This window comes from Colwellia meonggei (assembly GCF_057537295.1).
Window position 1 is genome coordinate 88086 of record NZ_BAAJLZ010000009.1, and the last position, 15222, is coordinate 103307.

The following is a 15222-nucleotide window of genomic DNA, read 5'->3' on the forward strand; positions in this document are numbered from 1 at the left end:
AGTTGTTCGCTATGAAAACTTATGCCGTTAAGAGGCTTTACATTAAGTCTCAGCCATCTCGAGGCTTTACATTAATTGAAGTTATGCTGGTGATTGTCTTAATTGGCATTATGATATCGGCGGTGCAATTTAGTTTTTCTAGCAGCAAACCTGAGCAAATATTACAACAAAACAGTGCCCGCTTTGCGGGCATTTTTGACGTCGCAGCTGAATATGGCATGCTAAATAATGTCGAACTTGGTTTATATATTGAAGAAAATAGCTATCAGTTTTTAGGATATGACGGTGTGCGTTGGTCACCGATTGCTGATAAACCATTGTTTGAAGTTTACGAGTTGCCAGAAGGTGTTGAAATTTCATTGCAACTTGATGATTTACCAATTGAAGAAGAGTTACTGTTTGATCCTGAGTTATTAAATAACGAAGAAGATGAAGACAGTTTTTCTGAAGAAGACGAAGAAGAAAAGAAGACTATTCCACAGGTTTATATTCTTTCTGGTGGTGATATTACCCCGTTTAGTTTGACATTTGCATTAGCGGATTTTGCCTTTGACGAAAGTGATGATGTAATTTTTAAAGTTACCGGTATTTATGCAACTCCATTAACGATAGAAGGCCCTTTAGCCAATGAAAACCGTGGTTAATTATAGCTACCTCGTTGGTAAGCGATTGAAAAAAGGCTTTACGTTAATTGAAGTGATGCTAGCGATGGCGGTGTTTTCAGTTGCAGGCATTGCCATTTTAGGTACTGCCGATACTAATGCCCGAAATTTAGGTTATTTGGAAAGTAAAATTATTGCCAGTTGGGTAGCGTCAAATCAATTAGTTGAGGCAAATCTAGACAATAGTTGGCCACCAAAGAATAACCGTAAAGGCAAAGTAGAAGTTGCCGGTCAAGAATGGTTTTGGCAACAAAAAGTGATCAAAACAACCGATAAGGATATGCGAGCGATTGTCATGGAAGTGCGATTGGAAGAAAAAGAAGAATCAGCATTGACCACCTTAATGACATACGTGTCAAAGAATAGTAAATGAAAACATTAAGTGTTCATCACGCGCTTAAAAGGCCAGCAATAAAGTTAAGCGGTAAGCAAAAATTGCAAGGTTTTACCTTGCTAGAGGTGCTGATTGCGGTCGCTATTTTTTCTGTTATCAGTATGGCGAGCTTTAGTATCTTTCAAACAGTACTAAATAGCGACACTGTTTCGAAAGAACGCACAGATAGAATTAATGAGCTACAACGCGGCTTTTTAGTTATTGAACGCGACATGATACAAATTACTCGCCGTAGTGTGCGCTTTAATGGTGAACCTCCACAGGAAGGCTTTTTACATACAGACAATGAGAGCTTTTCAAGCAATGAGCAGGCATTAGGGTTTGTACGCCATGGTTGGACCAATCCTGGTCTTTTATTACCGCGTAGTGATGTACAGTCAGTAGCGTACCAACTAAATGAAAACGTACTTGAGCGTTTACACTTTAATTTTGTTGATGCAGTACTGGGCGAAGAACCAAAAGTAAGACCGTTAATTTCAAAAGTTGAAAAGTTAGATTTTGAGTTTTACGACGGCAAAAAATGGCAAAAAACACTGGCCGAAAACTCGTTGCCAATTGCTATTGCGATCGAACTTGATACTACCGATTATGGCGTTATTCGTCGTCAATTCTTAGTAGCTGGAGATAGCCTCGCTGATAAGGAAAGCAGTAATGATTAAAGCTTCTTTGCAAAAAGGTGTGGCATTAATCACGGTTATGCTGATTGTTGCGCTTATTGCCATACTAGCCACGCAAATGACAGCGCGTTTACAGTTACAAATGCAGCGAACAACCAATGTGGGTTCAAATCAACAGGCTTACTGGTATGCTATGGGTGCAGAGGCATTCGCTAAGGGAATATTAAGAAAGTCATTTGAAGATAATGAGGAAGTAACAAATTTAGAACAGATATGGGCTCAAGGAGAAAACACTTTCCCAGTTGATTTCGGTGAAATTACCGGTGAAATAACCGACTTGCATAGTTGTTTTAATTTAAATGCGCTTCGTACTGATAACAATGATGAAAATAATCAAAGCACGAAAAAATCAGCAGCGAGAAAAGGTTTTGAAGAGTTACTTATTGCGTTAAATATTGAAGGTGTTGGAAATTTTGAAGCCGAGTCTATGGCTGATGCATTAACTGACTGGCTTGACGCTGATGGCAGCATTTCAAGCGCAGGCGGTGCTGAAGATAATGATTATGCGGCAAAAGAGTTTCCGTATTTAGCTGCAAATAACTATTTGGCGAGTATTGGTGAACTGCGAGTGATTGAGCACTTTAGCGTTGCTGCCATTAATAAGTTAAAAGATTATGCATGTGTGTTGCCAAATACAAATTTGAATAAAGTGAATGTGAATACTATAGCGCAAGATAGAGTTGAAATACTTGTCGGTATGTTGGGGATAAGTCAAAATGATGCTTCACAAGTGCTTTCCAGCCGTGAAGATGATGGTTTCGAAAACATTGATGATTTCTTTGCGCTTAAAGAGTTAAGTAAAGCTGAGATATCAGCAGAACAAAAAGAGCAGTTTACCGTTAAAAGCGAGTACTTTAAGTTGAAAACAACAGCAAGTTTTAATAACAGTTATTTTGCTATGAACTCGGTGATACAAGTAGAAAATAAAAATAAAATTAATGTCATCAGCCGTCGCATTGGACGAGATTAAGCTCGTGATGAATGTTGTTACAAATTGAAAAGCTAACGTGAATACTAAAGTGAAAAATAAGAATAATATATATGTGGATAGTCGCATCATAGGACGAAAATAATGGGTGAAACCTTATTTATCCGTTTAGGTAGCCAGGTAGAAGACAAAATACATTGGTTAATTAAAACTAACGGACATGAAGAAATTATAGCTAGTGGCGAGTTGCCAAATGCTGATGAATTAACACAATTAACTGAGAAATCAAACTCTCGAGAAGTGATTGTATTTGTTCCTGCATCTGACGTTGCCATAAAAAGTTTAACTGTGCCTGGTTCTTCGCAGCGTGCTATTCGTTTAGCTGCGCCATATATGCTAGAAGATGAATTAGCACAAGATGTTGAACAATTGTTCTTTGCTTTTAGCGAACAAAAGCAAAGTGATGATGGCAAAAATTGTTTTTTGGCTGCATTAGAGCGTGCACAGCTAATGCAATGGCGACAATGGCTTACTGATGCTGAAATATTTTGTAAAGTGATGATTCCGGATGCCTTAGCACTCCCCGTGACTGAAAATTCCGTGACTGCGGTAATGTTAGAACAGCAAATATTGATGCGTCTTGATACATGGCAATTAATGTCATTTGAAGAGAATGCTTGGTCAATTATAGCTGCGCAATTAAATCAGGGTGATGATACGAGCAAAACCATTTACGCCTATTCTCCATTACCTAATATACCGGATGAGTTACTGATAGAATACCTGCCAGAAGAATTGCCTTTAGCTATATTTGCAAATAACTATTCACTTAAATTTAATTTATTGCAGGGTGAGTTTCAAGTTAAAGAAAAACGCTCAGCTACAGCTAATAACTGGCTTTGGGTAGCAGGTATTGCAGGTCTAGCACTGGTATTAAATTTTATCCTAAAAGGTACTGAACTTTACCAATTATCAAATCAGCAGGCTGATATCGAAGCGCAAATTGTTGCTAGTTACAAAAAAGCGTTCCCGGCAACTAAACGAGTTAAGGTGGCAACTATTCGGTCACAATTAAAACGAAAGTTGGCTGAAGTTGGTACAAGTGGCGAGTCAGCAGGTTTTTTACCGCTGTTGATTGATTTGGAGCCAGCATTGGCAAGTGTGCCGGAAATTAAACCACAAACTTTAAAGTTTGATGGCAGGCGTAAAGAAGTGCGTATGCAAGCAACAGCACAAGATTATCAGTACTTTGAAAAGTTAAAGGTCGCACTAGAGAAAGCTGGCTTATCGGTTAATTTAGGTGCACAGAATAATCAAGGTGATGAAATTTCAGGCTCGTTTAGTATAACGGATAAATCATCGAAGGGGCGCTCATGAAAACTTGGTGGCAACAATTAAATATTCGTGAGCAACGACTAGTGATGGCGATGTCTACATTGATATCGATTTTTATTTTATATAGTCTTATTTGGCAGCCAATTAACGAAAACATAGCGAATAGCAAAGCTAAAATTGAACGTCAACAAACACTATTAGCATGGGTACAAGAAGGTACTCAAAGATATCAACAAGCTAAGCGTAATGGTGGCCGAAGTAGTGGTGAAAGTTTATCAAGTATTGTTAATCGAACTTCACGATTGGAAAAAATTACCATTACTCGTATGCAACCTCAAGGGGATGACTTACAAGTGTGGATTGATGAAATCTCGTTTAATCAGTTGTTGTCTTGGCTAGAACGTTTAGCCGTTCGTGATGGCTTGCAAGTAAAAAGTATTGATTTAAGTAAGGCCGATCAAGCCGGTGTTGTCCGTGTTCGCCGATTACAGTTAGGAAAGAATTAATGAAAAAGCACGTTGCTATCGTAGCAATTTTTCTCGTTTTATATGGTGTTTTTGTCATCGCGCTTATGCCGGCAAATTGGCTTGTTGGTCAAATAAAGTTACCAAGCAATGTTGCTGTTGCTGGCGTTGAAGGCAGTATTTGGCAAACGAACATATCTCAAGTAAAGGTTGATGATATCGTTATTAATAATGTCGAAAGCTCATTGTCTTTGTGGTCAGTGTTTATGTTTGACCCTAAACTCGATATTCGCTTTGGTGACGCATTAATCAGTGGTCCTGAAGGGCAGTTAGAGTTAAGTGGTTTATTGGCGGATCTTACCGTAGAAAATGCCAACATCAGTATAGCGGCAAATAATATCTCCCAAAGATTAAATTTACCTATTGATGTTATTGCTCACGAGCAGTTAACGATTAATGTGCCTAATTTTGTGATTGGAAAGCCTATATGTACAGAACTCTCTGGTAATTTACATTGGCAAAATGCTGCAATTACAGCGCTAGATGAAAAAGTAAAACTGGGTAAACTCTCAGCTCAGCTTAGCTGTGAAAAAGGTGAGCTTGTTGCAGAAGTTGACCCAAAAAATAACTTAGGTTTAAGTTATAAAGCGCAAATTAAACAAGGTGGTCGCTTTAGTGGTAGTGGTTACTTAACGCCGGGGCAACAATTTCCTGAACAGTTAAAAGGTGCGCTAAGTTTCTTAGGTAAGGTGGATAAAAAAGGTCGCTACCGATTAAAAATATAGCGACGCTTAATTAATATATAAATAACGTACTGGCACAAAAACTTATTGTTTATTTGAAGCTAGTACGTTTTATTTCAGCTATAAACTCTCGGTAATCTGTTACTGCTGGGTACTCTTCAATAACCTTATTTGCTTGCTGACTATCGGGATTAGCTACCGCTAATAAGTGTTTAATTCCGAATTGCTTCGCTGAATCTAAAATCGTTAGGCTATCATCAACAAATAGTGTTGTTGCTAAGTCGAAGTCATGTTTAGCTTGCAGTTTTTGCCATAGTAGTTGTGATTCTTTGGTGACACCAAATTCATGGGTTGAATATAAGGTATCAAAGTATTGATGAAGTTCAGTACGTTCAATTTTTAGTGACAAGCTATCTGGGTGAGCGTTTGTAACCAGTACAACGTCTCGACCAGATTCTCTTAATGCCGTTAAAAAATCATGGGCATCAGCACGTAATTGTATTAAATGTTGTACTTCTCGCTTTAAATCAGTAATCGATAGTTTAGTTTGCTGAGCCCAATAATCTAAACAATACCAATCTATGGTTCCCTCTACCTTTTGGTAATGACTTCTAAGTTGGCTTTGTGCTTCTTCAAAAGAGATATTGTTACTTTCACTAAAACGTTTGGGTAAATGTTGCAGCCAAAAGTGGTTGTCAAAATGCAAATCTAGAATGGTGCCATCCATATCCAGTAAAACAGTTGAAATTTTTGTCCAATCAAGCATAGATTTTTTCCTAGAAACACGTTTATTATAGGATTATACCTATTTCTATAGATTCATTTCCTGATTTCTGTAGTGTTTGAAGGGCATTATGAGCAAAAAAAAACAACTGCCACAAATTACCGCAATTAAACAGGTTGCGAAAAGTCGATTATTTGCTGTTGAACAGGTTGACCTAACCTTTAGCAATGGCGAGAGCAGAGAGTACGAGCGAATTCCTGGTAGCAGTAATGGTGCAGTAATGGTGGTGCCAATGTTAGATGCCAATACTATGCTACTGGTGCGAGAATATTGTGCTGGTACGCATAGCTACGAACTAGGTTTTCCAAAGGGTTTGATTGACGCTGGCGAGGATGCGCCCACTGCCGCAAACCGTGAGCTTAAAGAAGAGATTGGCTATGGTGCCGATAAGCTAAGCTTTATTCATAAGTTAGCAACAGCCCCTGCTTTTTTTGATGCGAAAATGACTATTTTCCTTGGTGAAAACCTATATCAAGAAAAGCTTGAAGGTGATGAGCCTGAAGAATTAGAGGTGGTGCCGTGGCGTTTAGATGACTACCAGCAATTATTGCAAGCTAGCGACTTTAACGAAGCTCGAAGTATCGCCGCGTTGTTATTAGTGAAAGATCATTTAAGAGGTACTGAATGAGCTCAGAGAAATTATTAGCAATAGCCATAGAAAGTGCAAAAAAAGCGGGAAAAGAAGTTGCTCGCTACTATAAACATGGCGATTTTACCGCTGAAATGAAAGAAGATAATAGCCCTGTTACAAGTGCTGATATCGCCGCTAATGATATTTTAATGGCACAGTTAAAAACTCTAACACCGGATATTCCTGTGATTTCAGAAGAGGTTGGGGCGTTAGAGCTAGCCAAACGTGGCAAATGGTCTCGGTATTGGTTACTTGACCCTATCGACGGCACAGGTGAATTTATTATTGGTAGTGGTGACTTCGCGGTTAATATTGCTTTAGTGGAAAACGGTTGGCCAAGTATTGGCGTTATTCATGCCCCTGATCACCAGTTAACTTATTATGGGCAAAAGAACCTTGGCGCCTTCAAAGAAAATAATGTTGGTAGCCATAGGATTCATGTTGCTGAGTACGATGGAGAGCGCCGCATAAAGGTTGCTATCAGTCGTCGTCAAGATATCAATTTAATGGGGCAATATCTTAGTGATGAGTTTTCTTATGATCATATTGCCTTAGGCAGTTGCTCACTCAAAAACTGTTTAATCGCTGAAGGTGGAGCTGATTGTTACCTAAGAGTTGGCCCAACAGGGGAATGGGATACTGGCGCTAGCCATTGTATTATCGAACAGGCGGGCGGCAGTATTATTGATAGCGAATTTAAGCCGCTGACCTATAACCAACGTGATACTTTAATGCAGCCTGACTTCCTCTCCTTAGGGAATAAGGCTATCCCTTGGCAGAAGGTCATTAAACCACACCGAGCTAGCCGATTGTTAACGTAAAAAATTCTATAATGTTAGAAATGTCACATAATTAGCCTTACAATTAAGTTAACTGAGAAATTGCTGAACGAGTTGAATAACTTAATCAGCAATTATCGTTTAACTTAATTTACGGAGTGCTAAATGCGCAAATCCATCTTGTCTTTAATAACATTCTTCTTATGCTCGGTATTAAGTTTACCTAGCTTCGCCGGTTGGCATTTAGATAATAAGAATTCACTGCTTAATTTTATTTCAGTGAAAAAGGGCGCGATTGCTGAAAATCATCACTTTAAAATGCTAAAAGGCAGTGTTGATAAAAGTGGTCAAGTTAATATCAGCGTTGATCTAACCAGTGTTGATACCAATATTGCAATTCGTGATGAACGCATGAAAAAGTTTGTTTTTGAAACACAACAATATACTTCTGCAATATTTAATGCTCAGCTTGATAAAAAACTGTTAGCGAAACTAAGTGCTGGCGATAGCAAAATGGCAACTATTAACGGCACATTAAACTTCCATGGCCACAGCCAAGAAGTGAACTTCGATGTAACGGTTAGTAAACTTAATAAAGATAAGTTACTGGTCTCCACGTTAAAGCCATTTTTTATTAAAGCTGACGCTTACGGAATTGTTGCCGGCATTAATAAATTAAAAGAGTTAGCGTCATTACCAAGTATTGATTATGTCGTGCCGGTGAGTTTTTCGGTAACGTTTACTCGCTAACAGTGCCAACACAGAAATAAAAAAAGCACTTAACCAGTGCTTTTTTATTGCAAAATTATGCTTAATACTCTTCTTCAACGCCCTCTACAAATTGATCTGCAGGTAAAATATTAACGGTTTCGTGTAGCTCAGAATAAACCAGTAATGCCGTACCTTGTTTTAGCTGTTGATAAACTTGCTGAATTTTATCTGCTAATGCGACATCTTCGCGGCCATATTCTGTGCCTTCACGTAGTACGAAGTTTTCAATAATGGCGGTTACTGTTTCTTTCGGTAAGCTATCTAATGGGATGATCATAAGTGTCTCGCAAAAAATTCAGGGATCCGTGATTCTAGCCAATAATGTGGTTTGAATGGATTGTTACCACTAATAAAACCAACATGACCGCCTCGTTCACTGACTTCAAAAATTATATGGTCAGGTAGACTACTGATTGCGGTGGTATTCTTATGACATAAAAAAGGATCATCGCTTGCATGCATAATTAAGCAAGGTGTTTGAATATCACTAATTACATCGCGGCCACTGGCTTTTTGATAATAATCATTAGCATCAATAAAGCCATTTATTGGCGCGGTTACCATTTGGTCGAAGTCGCGAATAGAACGAATATTGAGTAATTTGTGCTTATCAATATTGTTGACTAAGTTAATACGCATTTTTTCCAGCGTACTATCTTTTAACATATCGACTAGGTATTTTTGATAAACTCGGGAAAAGCCTTGGTTAATTCTATCGCAGCAGCTGGATAAATCGAGCGGCGCGCAAATTACGCTGGCGGCGTGATAAATGTTTTCCTTTTGTTCAGCCAAATAACGGGTAAGGACATTTCCACCCAGCGAAAAACCAACAATAGCCTTTTTTGCTTGCGGGTACTGCTTGGCTATATAGCGACTAAAAAAATCAACGTCGCAAGTTTGGCCACTGTGATAAGATTTTGCCATGCGATTTGGCCTGCCACTACAGCCACGAAAATGCATTAACACTCCAACCCAACCTTTGGCTTTGATTGCTGAAAGCATTCCTCTGGCGTAATGGCTGTTTTTAGAGCCCTCTAAACCATGTAATACCGCCACTATGGGGCGATTACAATCTGCGCTCACTCTCTCGGTCCAAGCTAAGTCAACAAAATCACCATCGGGTAACTCTAGCGTTTCATTGCGAGTATCTAAAGTATGGTTACGTCTAAGGAATTTTGCCGCCATGGTTTGCACATGACCATTTTTAAGCCACCACGCAGGTGAGAAAGAGCTTTCGGTAAACATAAGGTATTTAAGGCTGAAAACAACAAAAGCATATTGTACGATATAAGCATAATAATGCCCACCTTAAGCCACAATGAACTTTACTCAATATGACTTTAGGTGCTGTGACATGCTAACTATTGGCAGACTAACTACTTTTCATCTTCGTTTATATGTTTCAAAAAGTAGTAAACATAAAAACTACAAATACCTAATACAACAGCTAAACCGATAAAAGAATATAGCACTACAGGGTCATTGATAAGCATATCGAAAATGTTCATAACTCACTCCTAGAGATAACAAAAAAGTAAATAGATACTTAACCTATTGTAAATAACCTCTTCGGAGTGCTTATTGATTTAGATCACTGTCGTCCTCTCTTTTAAACAATATTTGCAGTTTTGCTTTGAGGGAGCTTGCGACTTAAATCAATATCTCTATGCCTATGGGTAAAACCATCAAAAGCGTAATAGTATAAGCGAATCGTTGACTTATTTGTTGCTTAAACGGTCGCATTTTTAGTCCAAAACAAGGTCTGAGTAAATTAATACGCTTTATGATTTCGTAGCTAATGAAACAAGAAATGATGGTTGCAAAAATAAGCAAACTAGCCTCTATAAAGGCACCTAAATGATAGTTAGATAATTGATAACCTATAACGACGATAAAGCTTTGATGCAATATATAAAATGGGTACACGGCGTTATTTAAATAACTTAGCGTTGGCGAGTTTTTGTTAAGCACTTTATAGGCAATGGCAAAAAGTACCAGAGCACCGAGTATGCGTAATAAGCTGTAATTAAACATACCTAGCATAAGTAGCCAAGCGTCATGACTATTAGGGTTTGCCTGCTCTGGAAGCCAAACCTGATTATAAAAATAAATGAAACAGATAAAGGCCACGGCAAAGCTACTGCTTAGCCAACCTAAATTACTGGTTAGTCGTTGCCAAAAATTCGGTTGCCAACCAATTAAATAGCCGTAAAGCATAAAAGTGAAGCCAAGCGGGTAACGTACCGTATCCATTGGCCAATTAATTTGGATAATAAATATCGGTAATGTTGCCAGTAATATTGCCAGTGCGCCTGGTTTACGAAACAGCCAGTTAACGGCACTGGTTATTTTTGCGCTATTTAGTAGAGGCAATAGGCAGAGTATCAGTAGTGAATACTGCCAAAGAGAGCGTAAAAACCATAAGTGGTTAACATCAATATGTGGCCAAATTCCAGACTGATAGTTGTCAAATATGCCACTGTTATTGCTAAAAAATGCCTTTAGAAATTGCCAGTAATTCATATTGATATCGCCATTTACAGTCATTTCAACGTAAAGTTGTGGTGGTACGACAACCAAAATTCCAAATAGTAAAGGTAGTAATATGCGTAAAGAGCGCATACTAATAAAATGCCACACTGAAACTTTCGCAATTATAAAGCGAATGGCGATACCTGAAATTAGCCATAATAAGGCCATGCGCCAGGGCTCAACAATTAGCATAATATTTTCAAGCAACGCTGACTGATATTGGCTTTTAACGTGCCAGCCCCAGTTTTCTACGTAGAACATACCGCAGTGGAAAAGGATCAATAAACCGAAGGCGATTACTCTTAGCCAATCAAGATCATAGCGCCTACCTGGCATTTGCCTAATGTCTGGAATGAATAACTTGGTTAAGGTACTTTTAAGGTGGTGCGGTAATAAATTTGGCATTTTTTTAAAAACTCATTCAACTTGTGATAAAGATATCTTCACTGATACACTCAATAAATACTTGCTATAAAGGTTGTAAAAACAATGGCTAGGGATAAAAGGCGATATACAGGGATAAAAAATATAGTCCTGGGATAAATATTATGAGCAAGTTAAAACATTTTCAGAAATACAAGCTACGTTATGAAGTTGTTGCGGTTGTTATTTATTTTTTTATTAATAATACCTTATTAGCAACTTCTGAAATAATGGAAGCACAGCGAAAAAATACCTCATTGCCTTTCGACATATGGGAACCTTTTGTATGGGAATACTCTAGTGCAATAAGTACCTTGCTACTATTACCTTTTATTATTCTATTATTGAGAAAAATCCCTTTTAATTGGCAAGCTGTTAAACGCTCGTTTTTGCAATATTTTGTTGCCGCTTCGGTATTCTCACTATTGCATGTTGGCATTATGGTCGGGCTTAGAAAATTAGCTTATTTTTCAGTGCAGCGTAGTTATGACTTTGGTGATTTGTGGTTTGAATTGCTTTACGAGTATCGAAAAGATTTATGGGCATTTATATTCTTTATTATATTTTTGCAAGGTTATCGTTTTATTTTGGCGCGCTTACAAGGTGAAGCGAACCCTGTGGCGGAAAGTGAAGAAGAAAGTGATAACCAACAAGTAAATAAACCTATTGATAGGCTATTAGTGAAAAAGCTTGGCAAGGAATTTATTATTAAGATTACTGACGTAGAATGGTTAGAGTCAGCTGGAAATTACGTAAATTTACATATAAATGGCCGTATTTATCCAACACGAGCAACTTTAACACAATTAAGTGAACAGATAGCAGAGAAGGGCTTTTGTCGCATTCATCGCTCGCATGCCATTAACTTAAGCTATGTTGAATCAATTACACCGCTAAGTAGTGGTGATAGTGAAGTAAAGCTTAATAACGGTAAAGTTCTAAATTTATCTAGAAGATATAAAGATAACTTGAAAGCACAGTTAGTTTAATTATTTAGTTTTATTTGCAGTGTTAGGTGAATTATTTTCGCTTCAAAAATAATAAGCCCGCTATGTTTGTAGCGGGCTTATTGTGACCATTTAGCGTTAAACGCTATGAGAGTTTACGTAATTTTAATTCTCTTTGATCTAGAATTTTTCGATAAATAGCATCGGCCTTCTCACGATTGGTTTTTATTTGATCAACCGTCAGTTTATGTTCGTCCATATCGCGACTTTTTTCCGCCATTTTATAGCCATTTTTAGCGGCGATAATATTCCAGATATAAGACATTTCTGTGCTTTTTGCTACGCCTTTGCCTTCAAAATACATTAAAGCAAGGTTGAATTGCGCTAGGGCGTAGTTTTGGTCAGCCGCCTTTTGATACCAACGTGATGCTTTTAAATAATTGCGAGTTACACCGTCACCGTTATATAACATAACCCCAAGATTAAACTGCGCACGTGGTAAGTTTTTATTGGCAGCTTTTTCCATTAAAGCATAAGCAGTTTTTAAATCTTTCTTGATGATTTCACCTTCACTATACAGTAACGATAAATCAAACAATGCTTCTGTATAATTTTGTGAAGCGGCTAAATTAAATAACTCAAGTGCCTTTTTAGGGTTTTTGATCACACCATAACCATTTAAGTACACTAAGCCCATTTGATATTGAGCTGGTGCATATTCTTCAGCAACTAAAGGTTCAAATTCGGCAATAGCGGCTTTAAATTCTCCTCGATTTAATTCGTAAATGCCAAGATCTAGGTCAGCACTGTGCGCAAAATTCGTTGTACATAGGGCAATACTCAATATTGCTAAGGTTAATTTTTTCATCATAATGTCCTATAACTGTGTTGTGCCAAAAACTAAAATAACGGAATGCTTTAGGGCGTGTTGAACTTTGTGGTATAAATTTTGTTTGAATTAAAAGTGATTTAATCGCAGCGTAGCGATTGAAGTATAGTCATTCTACATAAATGAGCGACAACAACGAGTAAATCACTTTTAAACGAACCCTAAGGGTAGCGTCTATTGAGTATTTCTACCGTGTTATCAATTGTTTATGTGGAACAACCACACGTTATAAGTTCTGCCTTGTATAAATACTCACTAAACTGCAGCAAAAACATACACCAAAGATCAACATGCCCTAGTTTAAGTGTAGCAATAAATTTATAATGCTTGTGACATTATCTCTTCTATTTGCTCTTCTAAATCGAGCCATTGCATTTCATTCTCTTCAATATCTTGTTTAAGGTTTGCTTGTTGCTTTAGTAATTTTGTTAGCTCAGCCTTATACTCTGCTTGATAAATGTCGCTATCAGCAAGTTTAGCTTCTACTTCAGTTAAAGTGCTTTGATCTTTTTGAACTAATTTCTCAAACTTGTCGGCTTGCTTACGAAGTGGTGAAGCTTTCTTACGAAGTTCTGCCTGCTCTTTACGCAATTGCTTTTTATCGATTTGCGGTTCGCTAACCACTTTGTTTGCTTTTACTGTTTGTTTTTTATCATCGTTCAGCCATTGTTGATAATCGTCAATGTCGCCATCAAAGTCGGTAACTCGACCATTTGCAACCAAATAAAACTCATCAACACATGATTCTAATAAATACCTGTCATGGGCAATCAGAATAATAGCACCGTCAAAGTCTTGTAGCGCAAGTACCAAGGCTTGGCGCATTTCCAAATCAAGGTGGTTAGTTGGTTCATCAAGTAGTAGCAGCTGTGGTTTCTCTAGAACAATAAGCGCTAGTACCAACCGAGCTTTTTCACCGCCAGACATAGTGCCAACACTGTCGAGAGCTTGGTCACCACTAAAGCCAAAACGCCCTAAAAAGGTTCTCGCCTGTAATTCAGTTAATTCTGGCTTAGCGCGAATAATATGCTCAATTGCACTACTTGCCATATGCAATTGTTCTAACTGGTGCTGAGAGAAGTAGCCAACGCGCAACTCTTGTGCGCAATAACGCTCACCTTGCAAAATGCTTAAGTCTCCAGCCAGTGATTTTATCAAGGTTGATTTACCGGCACCGTTACGACCAAGTAAGCCAATACGACTGCCTGGTACAAGTGTCATAGCAACATCTTCAAGAATTATTGCCTGATCACTATAACCACACTGGCTTTCTGTTAGTGCCAATAACGGGTAGGGTAGGGTATCAGGTTTTTCAAAACTGAAAGTGAACTGACTATCAACGTGTGCAGGCGCTAAATCTGGCAGTTTTTGTAATCTTTTTAATCGACTTTGTGCTTGCTTTGCTTTACTTGCCTTAGCACGAAAGCGGTCAACGAATGAGGTTAAGTGCGCCACTTCCTTTTGCTGCTTTTGAAATTGTGCGTCTTGTTGGGCTAAATGCTCTGCGCGCTGGCGCTCGAATGCTGAGTAGTTGCCAGAGTATAACTTCGCATTTTGTTGCTCAATATGTAAAATTTGGCCGATAACATCATCTAGAAAGTCGCGGTCATGTGATATTAATACCAAGGTGCCGGTAAAGCGCTTTAACCAGCGTTGTAACCAAATGACTGCATCTAAATCTAAATGGTTAGTAGGCTCATCGAGTAATAGTAAGTCTGCTCGGCTGATTAATGCTTGTGCTAAATTTAAGCGCATTCGCCAACCACCAGAAAATGATTTTACTGGGTTTGATAACTGTTCTTGCAAAAAACCTAAGCCATGAAGTAATTCACCTGCTCGCGCTGGTAAGCTATAACCGCTAATAGCGTCTATTTGGTTGATAATAGTCGCTTCTAGTGTTCCGTTGTCGTCTTGTCGTGCTTGCTCTAACTTTGCTTCTAGTTGACGATATTCGTGGTCGCCATCAATAACATAATCTAATGCTGACTGTTCTAGTGCCGGCGTTTCTTGCTTAACGGTGGCAATTTTCCAACTTGCAGGCATTGATAAATTGCCCATGTCTGGCGGCAAGGTGCCTAATAAACTTGCAAATAATGATGATTTTCCACAGCCGTTCGCACCAACAAGCCCAACTTTATGGTTAGGGTGTATTGTAAAGCTTGATGATTTTATAAGGTATTTTGCACCTCGGGCTAAACTTAAGTCTGTGGCTGTGATCATTTATCAATTACTCTTTTCAATGCAGGGCGCTATTGTCGCTTTT

18 protein-coding genes are annotated in these 15222 nt (G+C 38.3%); 11 read left to right on the forward strand and 7 right to left on the reverse strand.

What is annotated here, in order from left to right:
• Nucleotides 1–11 precede the first annotated feature (11 nt).
• From gspH to AC27E9_RS17250, 7 genes are all read left to right on the forward strand, one after another.
• Nucleotides 12–644 carry a type II secretion system minor pseudopilin GspH gene (gene gspH, locus AC27E9_RS17220; protein WP_487132311.1) on the forward strand — a complete coding sequence of 211 codons (633 nt, stop codon included), beginning with the start codon at nt 12–14 and terminating at the stop codon, nt 642–644.
• Nucleotides 628–1035, forward strand: a complete 408-nt coding sequence (gspI, locus tag AC27E9_RS17225; protein ID WP_487132313.1) for a type II secretion system minor pseudopilin GspI — start codon at nt 628–630, stop codon at nt 1033–1035. The genes gspH and gspI overlap by 17 nt, the downstream gene beginning before the upstream one ends.
• Nucleotides 1032–1715: a type II secretion system minor pseudopilin GspJ gene (gene gspJ / locus AC27E9_RS17230; RefSeq protein WP_487132315.1), complete on the forward strand. Its 684-nt coding sequence runs from the start codon at nt 1032–1034 to the stop codon at nt 1713–1715. The genes gspI and gspJ overlap by 4 nt, the downstream gene beginning before the upstream one ends.
• Nucleotides 1708–2703 carry a type II secretion system minor pseudopilin GspK gene (gspK, locus tag AC27E9_RS17235; protein WP_487132317.1) on the forward strand — a complete coding sequence of 332 codons (996 nt, stop codon included), beginning with the start codon at nt 1708–1710 and terminating at the stop codon, nt 2701–2703. Before gspJ ends, gspK begins: the two co-directional genes overlap by 8 nt.
• 102 nt (nt 2704–2805) lie before the next feature.
• Nucleotides 2806–4038 carry a type II secretion system protein GspL gene (gene gspL / locus AC27E9_RS17240; RefSeq protein WP_487132318.1) on the forward strand — a complete coding sequence of 411 codons (1233 nt, stop codon included), beginning with the start codon at nt 2806–2808 and terminating at the stop codon, nt 4036–4038.
• Nucleotides 4035–4502 (forward strand): type II secretion system protein GspM, encoded by a 468-nt coding sequence (gene gspM / locus AC27E9_RS17245; protein WP_487132320.1) that lies wholly within the window; start codon nt 4035–4037, stop codon nt 4500–4502. The genes gspL and gspM overlap by 4 nt, the downstream gene beginning before the upstream one ends.
• Nucleotides 4502–5245 carry a type II secretion system protein N gene (locus AC27E9_RS17250; protein ID WP_487132322.1) on the forward strand — a complete coding sequence of 248 codons (744 nt, stop codon included), beginning with the start codon at nt 4502–4504 and terminating at the stop codon, nt 5243–5245. Before gspM ends, AC27E9_RS17250 begins: the two co-directional genes overlap by 1 nt.
• A 49-nt stretch (nt 5246–5294) precedes the next feature.
• Here AC27E9_RS17250 and yrfG read toward each other — a convergent pair whose 3' ends face one another.
• Entirely contained in the window at nt 5295–5969 is a 675-nt protein-coding gene (gene yrfG / locus AC27E9_RS17255) for a GMP/IMP nucleotidase (protein WP_487132324.1), read from the reverse strand.
• A gap of 88 nt (nt 5970–6057) precedes the next feature.
• Here yrfG and nudE point away from each other — a divergent pair, with 88 nt between their 5' ends.
• The 3 genes from nudE (at nt 6058) to AC27E9_RS17270 (ending at nt 8147) form a co-directional block, all read left to right on the forward strand.
• Complete coding sequence (nudE, locus tag AC27E9_RS17260; protein ID WP_487132326.1) at nt 6058–6615, forward strand: ADP compounds hydrolase NudE; 558 nt, start codon at nt 6058–6060, stop codon at nt 6613–6615.
• A complete protein-coding gene (gene cysQ / locus AC27E9_RS17265; protein WP_487132328.1) occupies nt 6612–7439 on the forward strand; it encodes a 3'(2'),5'-bisphosphate nucleotidase CysQ in 828 nt (275 codons plus the stop codon). The genes nudE and cysQ overlap by 4 nt, the downstream gene beginning before the upstream one ends.
• Before the next feature lie 123 nt (nt 7440–7562).
• Entirely contained in the window at nt 7563–8147 is a 585-nt protein-coding gene (locus AC27E9_RS17270) for a YceI family protein (RefSeq protein WP_487132330.1), read from the forward strand.
• Between the two features lie 61 nt (nt 8148–8208).
• Here the strand turns inward: AC27E9_RS17270 and AC27E9_RS17275 are convergent, their stop codons facing one another.
• The 4 genes from AC27E9_RS17275 to AC27E9_RS17290 form a co-directional block, all read right to left on the reverse strand.
• On the reverse strand, nt 8209–8445 hold the full coding sequence (locus AC27E9_RS17275; protein ID WP_487132332.1) for a YheU family protein: 237 nt from the start codon (nt 8443–8445) through the stop codon (nt 8209–8211).
• Nucleotides 8442–9413, reverse strand: coding sequence for a hydrolase (locus AC27E9_RS17280; RefSeq protein WP_487132334.1), 972 nt, complete (start codon nt 9411–9413; stop codon nt 8442–8444). The genes AC27E9_RS17275 and AC27E9_RS17280 overlap by 4 nt, the downstream gene beginning before the upstream one ends.
• Nucleotides 9414–9544: 131 nt before the next feature.
• A complete protein-coding gene (locus AC27E9_RS17285) occupies nt 9545–9676 on the reverse strand; it encodes a DUF3149 domain-containing protein (RefSeq protein ID WP_487132336.1) in 132 nt (43 codons plus the stop codon).
• A gap of 142 nt (nt 9677–9818) precedes the next feature.
• The gene (locus AC27E9_RS17290) at nt 9819–11105 is read right to left on the reverse strand and encodes an acyltransferase family protein (protein WP_487132338.1); all 1287 of its coding nucleotides are present in this window, start codon (nt 11103–11105) and stop codon (nt 9819–9821) included.
• Between the two features lie 143 nt (nt 11106–11248).
• On the opposite strand from AC27E9_RS17290, the gene AC27E9_RS17295 reads away from it, so the two are divergent.
• Nucleotides 11249–12112 (forward strand): LytR/AlgR family response regulator transcription factor, encoded by an 864-nt coding sequence (locus AC27E9_RS17295; RefSeq protein WP_487132340.1) that lies wholly within the window; start codon nt 11249–11251, stop codon nt 12110–12112.
• Between the two features lie 103 nt (nt 12113–12215).
• On the opposite strand, the gene AC27E9_RS17300 is transcribed toward AC27E9_RS17295, so the two are convergent.
• Nucleotides 12216–12941, reverse strand: coding sequence for a tetratricopeptide repeat protein (locus AC27E9_RS17300; protein WP_487132342.1), 726 nt, complete (start codon nt 12939–12941; stop codon nt 12216–12218).
• Nucleotides 12942–13277: 336 nt separating this feature from the next.
• Entirely contained in the window at nt 13278–15179 is a 1902-nt protein-coding gene (locus AC27E9_RS17305; protein WP_487132344.1) for an ATP-binding cassette domain-containing protein, read from the reverse strand.
• Between the last annotated feature and the right edge of the window lie 43 nt (nt 15180–15222).

Coding starts and splice junctions, on each gene's coding strand:
- AC27E9_RS17280 (WP_487132334.1), bottom strand. CDS start 9,413: ATGTTTACCGAAAGCTCTTTCTCACCTGCGTGGTGGCTTAAAAATGGT.
- AC27E9_RS17285 (WP_487132336.1), bottom strand. CDS start 9,676: ATGAACATTTTCGATATGCTTATCAATGACCCTGTAGTGCTATATTCT.
- gspL (WP_487132318.1), top strand. CDS start 2,806: ATGGGTGAAACCTTATTTATCCGTTTAGGTAGCCAGGTAGAAGACAAA.
- AC27E9_RS17275 (WP_487132332.1), bottom strand. CDS start 8,445: ATGATCATCCCATTAGATAGCTTACCGAAAGAAACAGTAACCGCCATT.
- AC27E9_RS17250 (WP_487132322.1), top strand. CDS start 4,502: ATGAAAAAGCACGTTGCTATCGTAGCAATTTTTCTCGTTTTATATGGT.
- gspH (WP_487132311.1), top strand. CDS start 12: ATGAAAACTTATGCCGTTAAGAGGCTTTACATTAAGTCTCAGCCATCT.
- AC27E9_RS17295 (WP_487132340.1), top strand. CDS start 11,249: ATGAGCAAGTTAAAACATTTTCAGAAATACAAGCTACGTTATGAAGTT.
- AC27E9_RS17305 (WP_487132344.1), bottom strand. CDS start 15,179: ATGATCACAGCCACAGACTTAAGTTTAGCCCGAGGTGCAAAATACCTT.
- gspJ (WP_487132315.1), top strand. CDS start 1,032: ATGAAAACATTAAGTGTTCATCACGCGCTTAAAAGGCCAGCAATAAAG.
- AC27E9_RS17270 (WP_487132330.1), top strand. CDS start 7,563: ATGCGCAAATCCATCTTGTCTTTAATAACATTCTTCTTATGCTCGGTA.
- gspK (WP_487132317.1), top strand. CDS start 1,708: ATGATTAAAGCTTCTTTGCAAAAAGGTGTGGCATTAATCACGGTTATG.
- nudE (WP_487132326.1), top strand. CDS start 6,058: ATGAGCAAAAAAAAACAACTGCCACAAATTACCGCAATTAAACAGGTT.
- AC27E9_RS17300 (WP_487132342.1), bottom strand. CDS start 12,941: ATGATGAAAAAATTAACCTTAGCAATATTGAGTATTGCCCTATGTACA.
- AC27E9_RS17290 (WP_487132338.1), bottom strand. CDS start 11,105: ATGCCAAATTTATTACCGCACCACCTTAAAAGTACCTTAACCAAGTTA.
- gspM (WP_487132320.1), top strand. CDS start 4,035: ATGAAAACTTGGTGGCAACAATTAAATATTCGTGAGCAACGACTAGTG.
- cysQ (WP_487132328.1), top strand. CDS start 6,612: ATGAGCTCAGAGAAATTATTAGCAATAGCCATAGAAAGTGCAAAAAAA.
- yrfG (WP_487132324.1), bottom strand. CDS start 5,969: ATGCTTGATTGGACAAAAATTTCAACTGTTTTACTGGATATGGATGGC.
- gspI (WP_487132313.1), top strand. CDS start 628: ATGAAAACCGTGGTTAATTATAGCTACCTCGTTGGTAAGCGATTGAAA.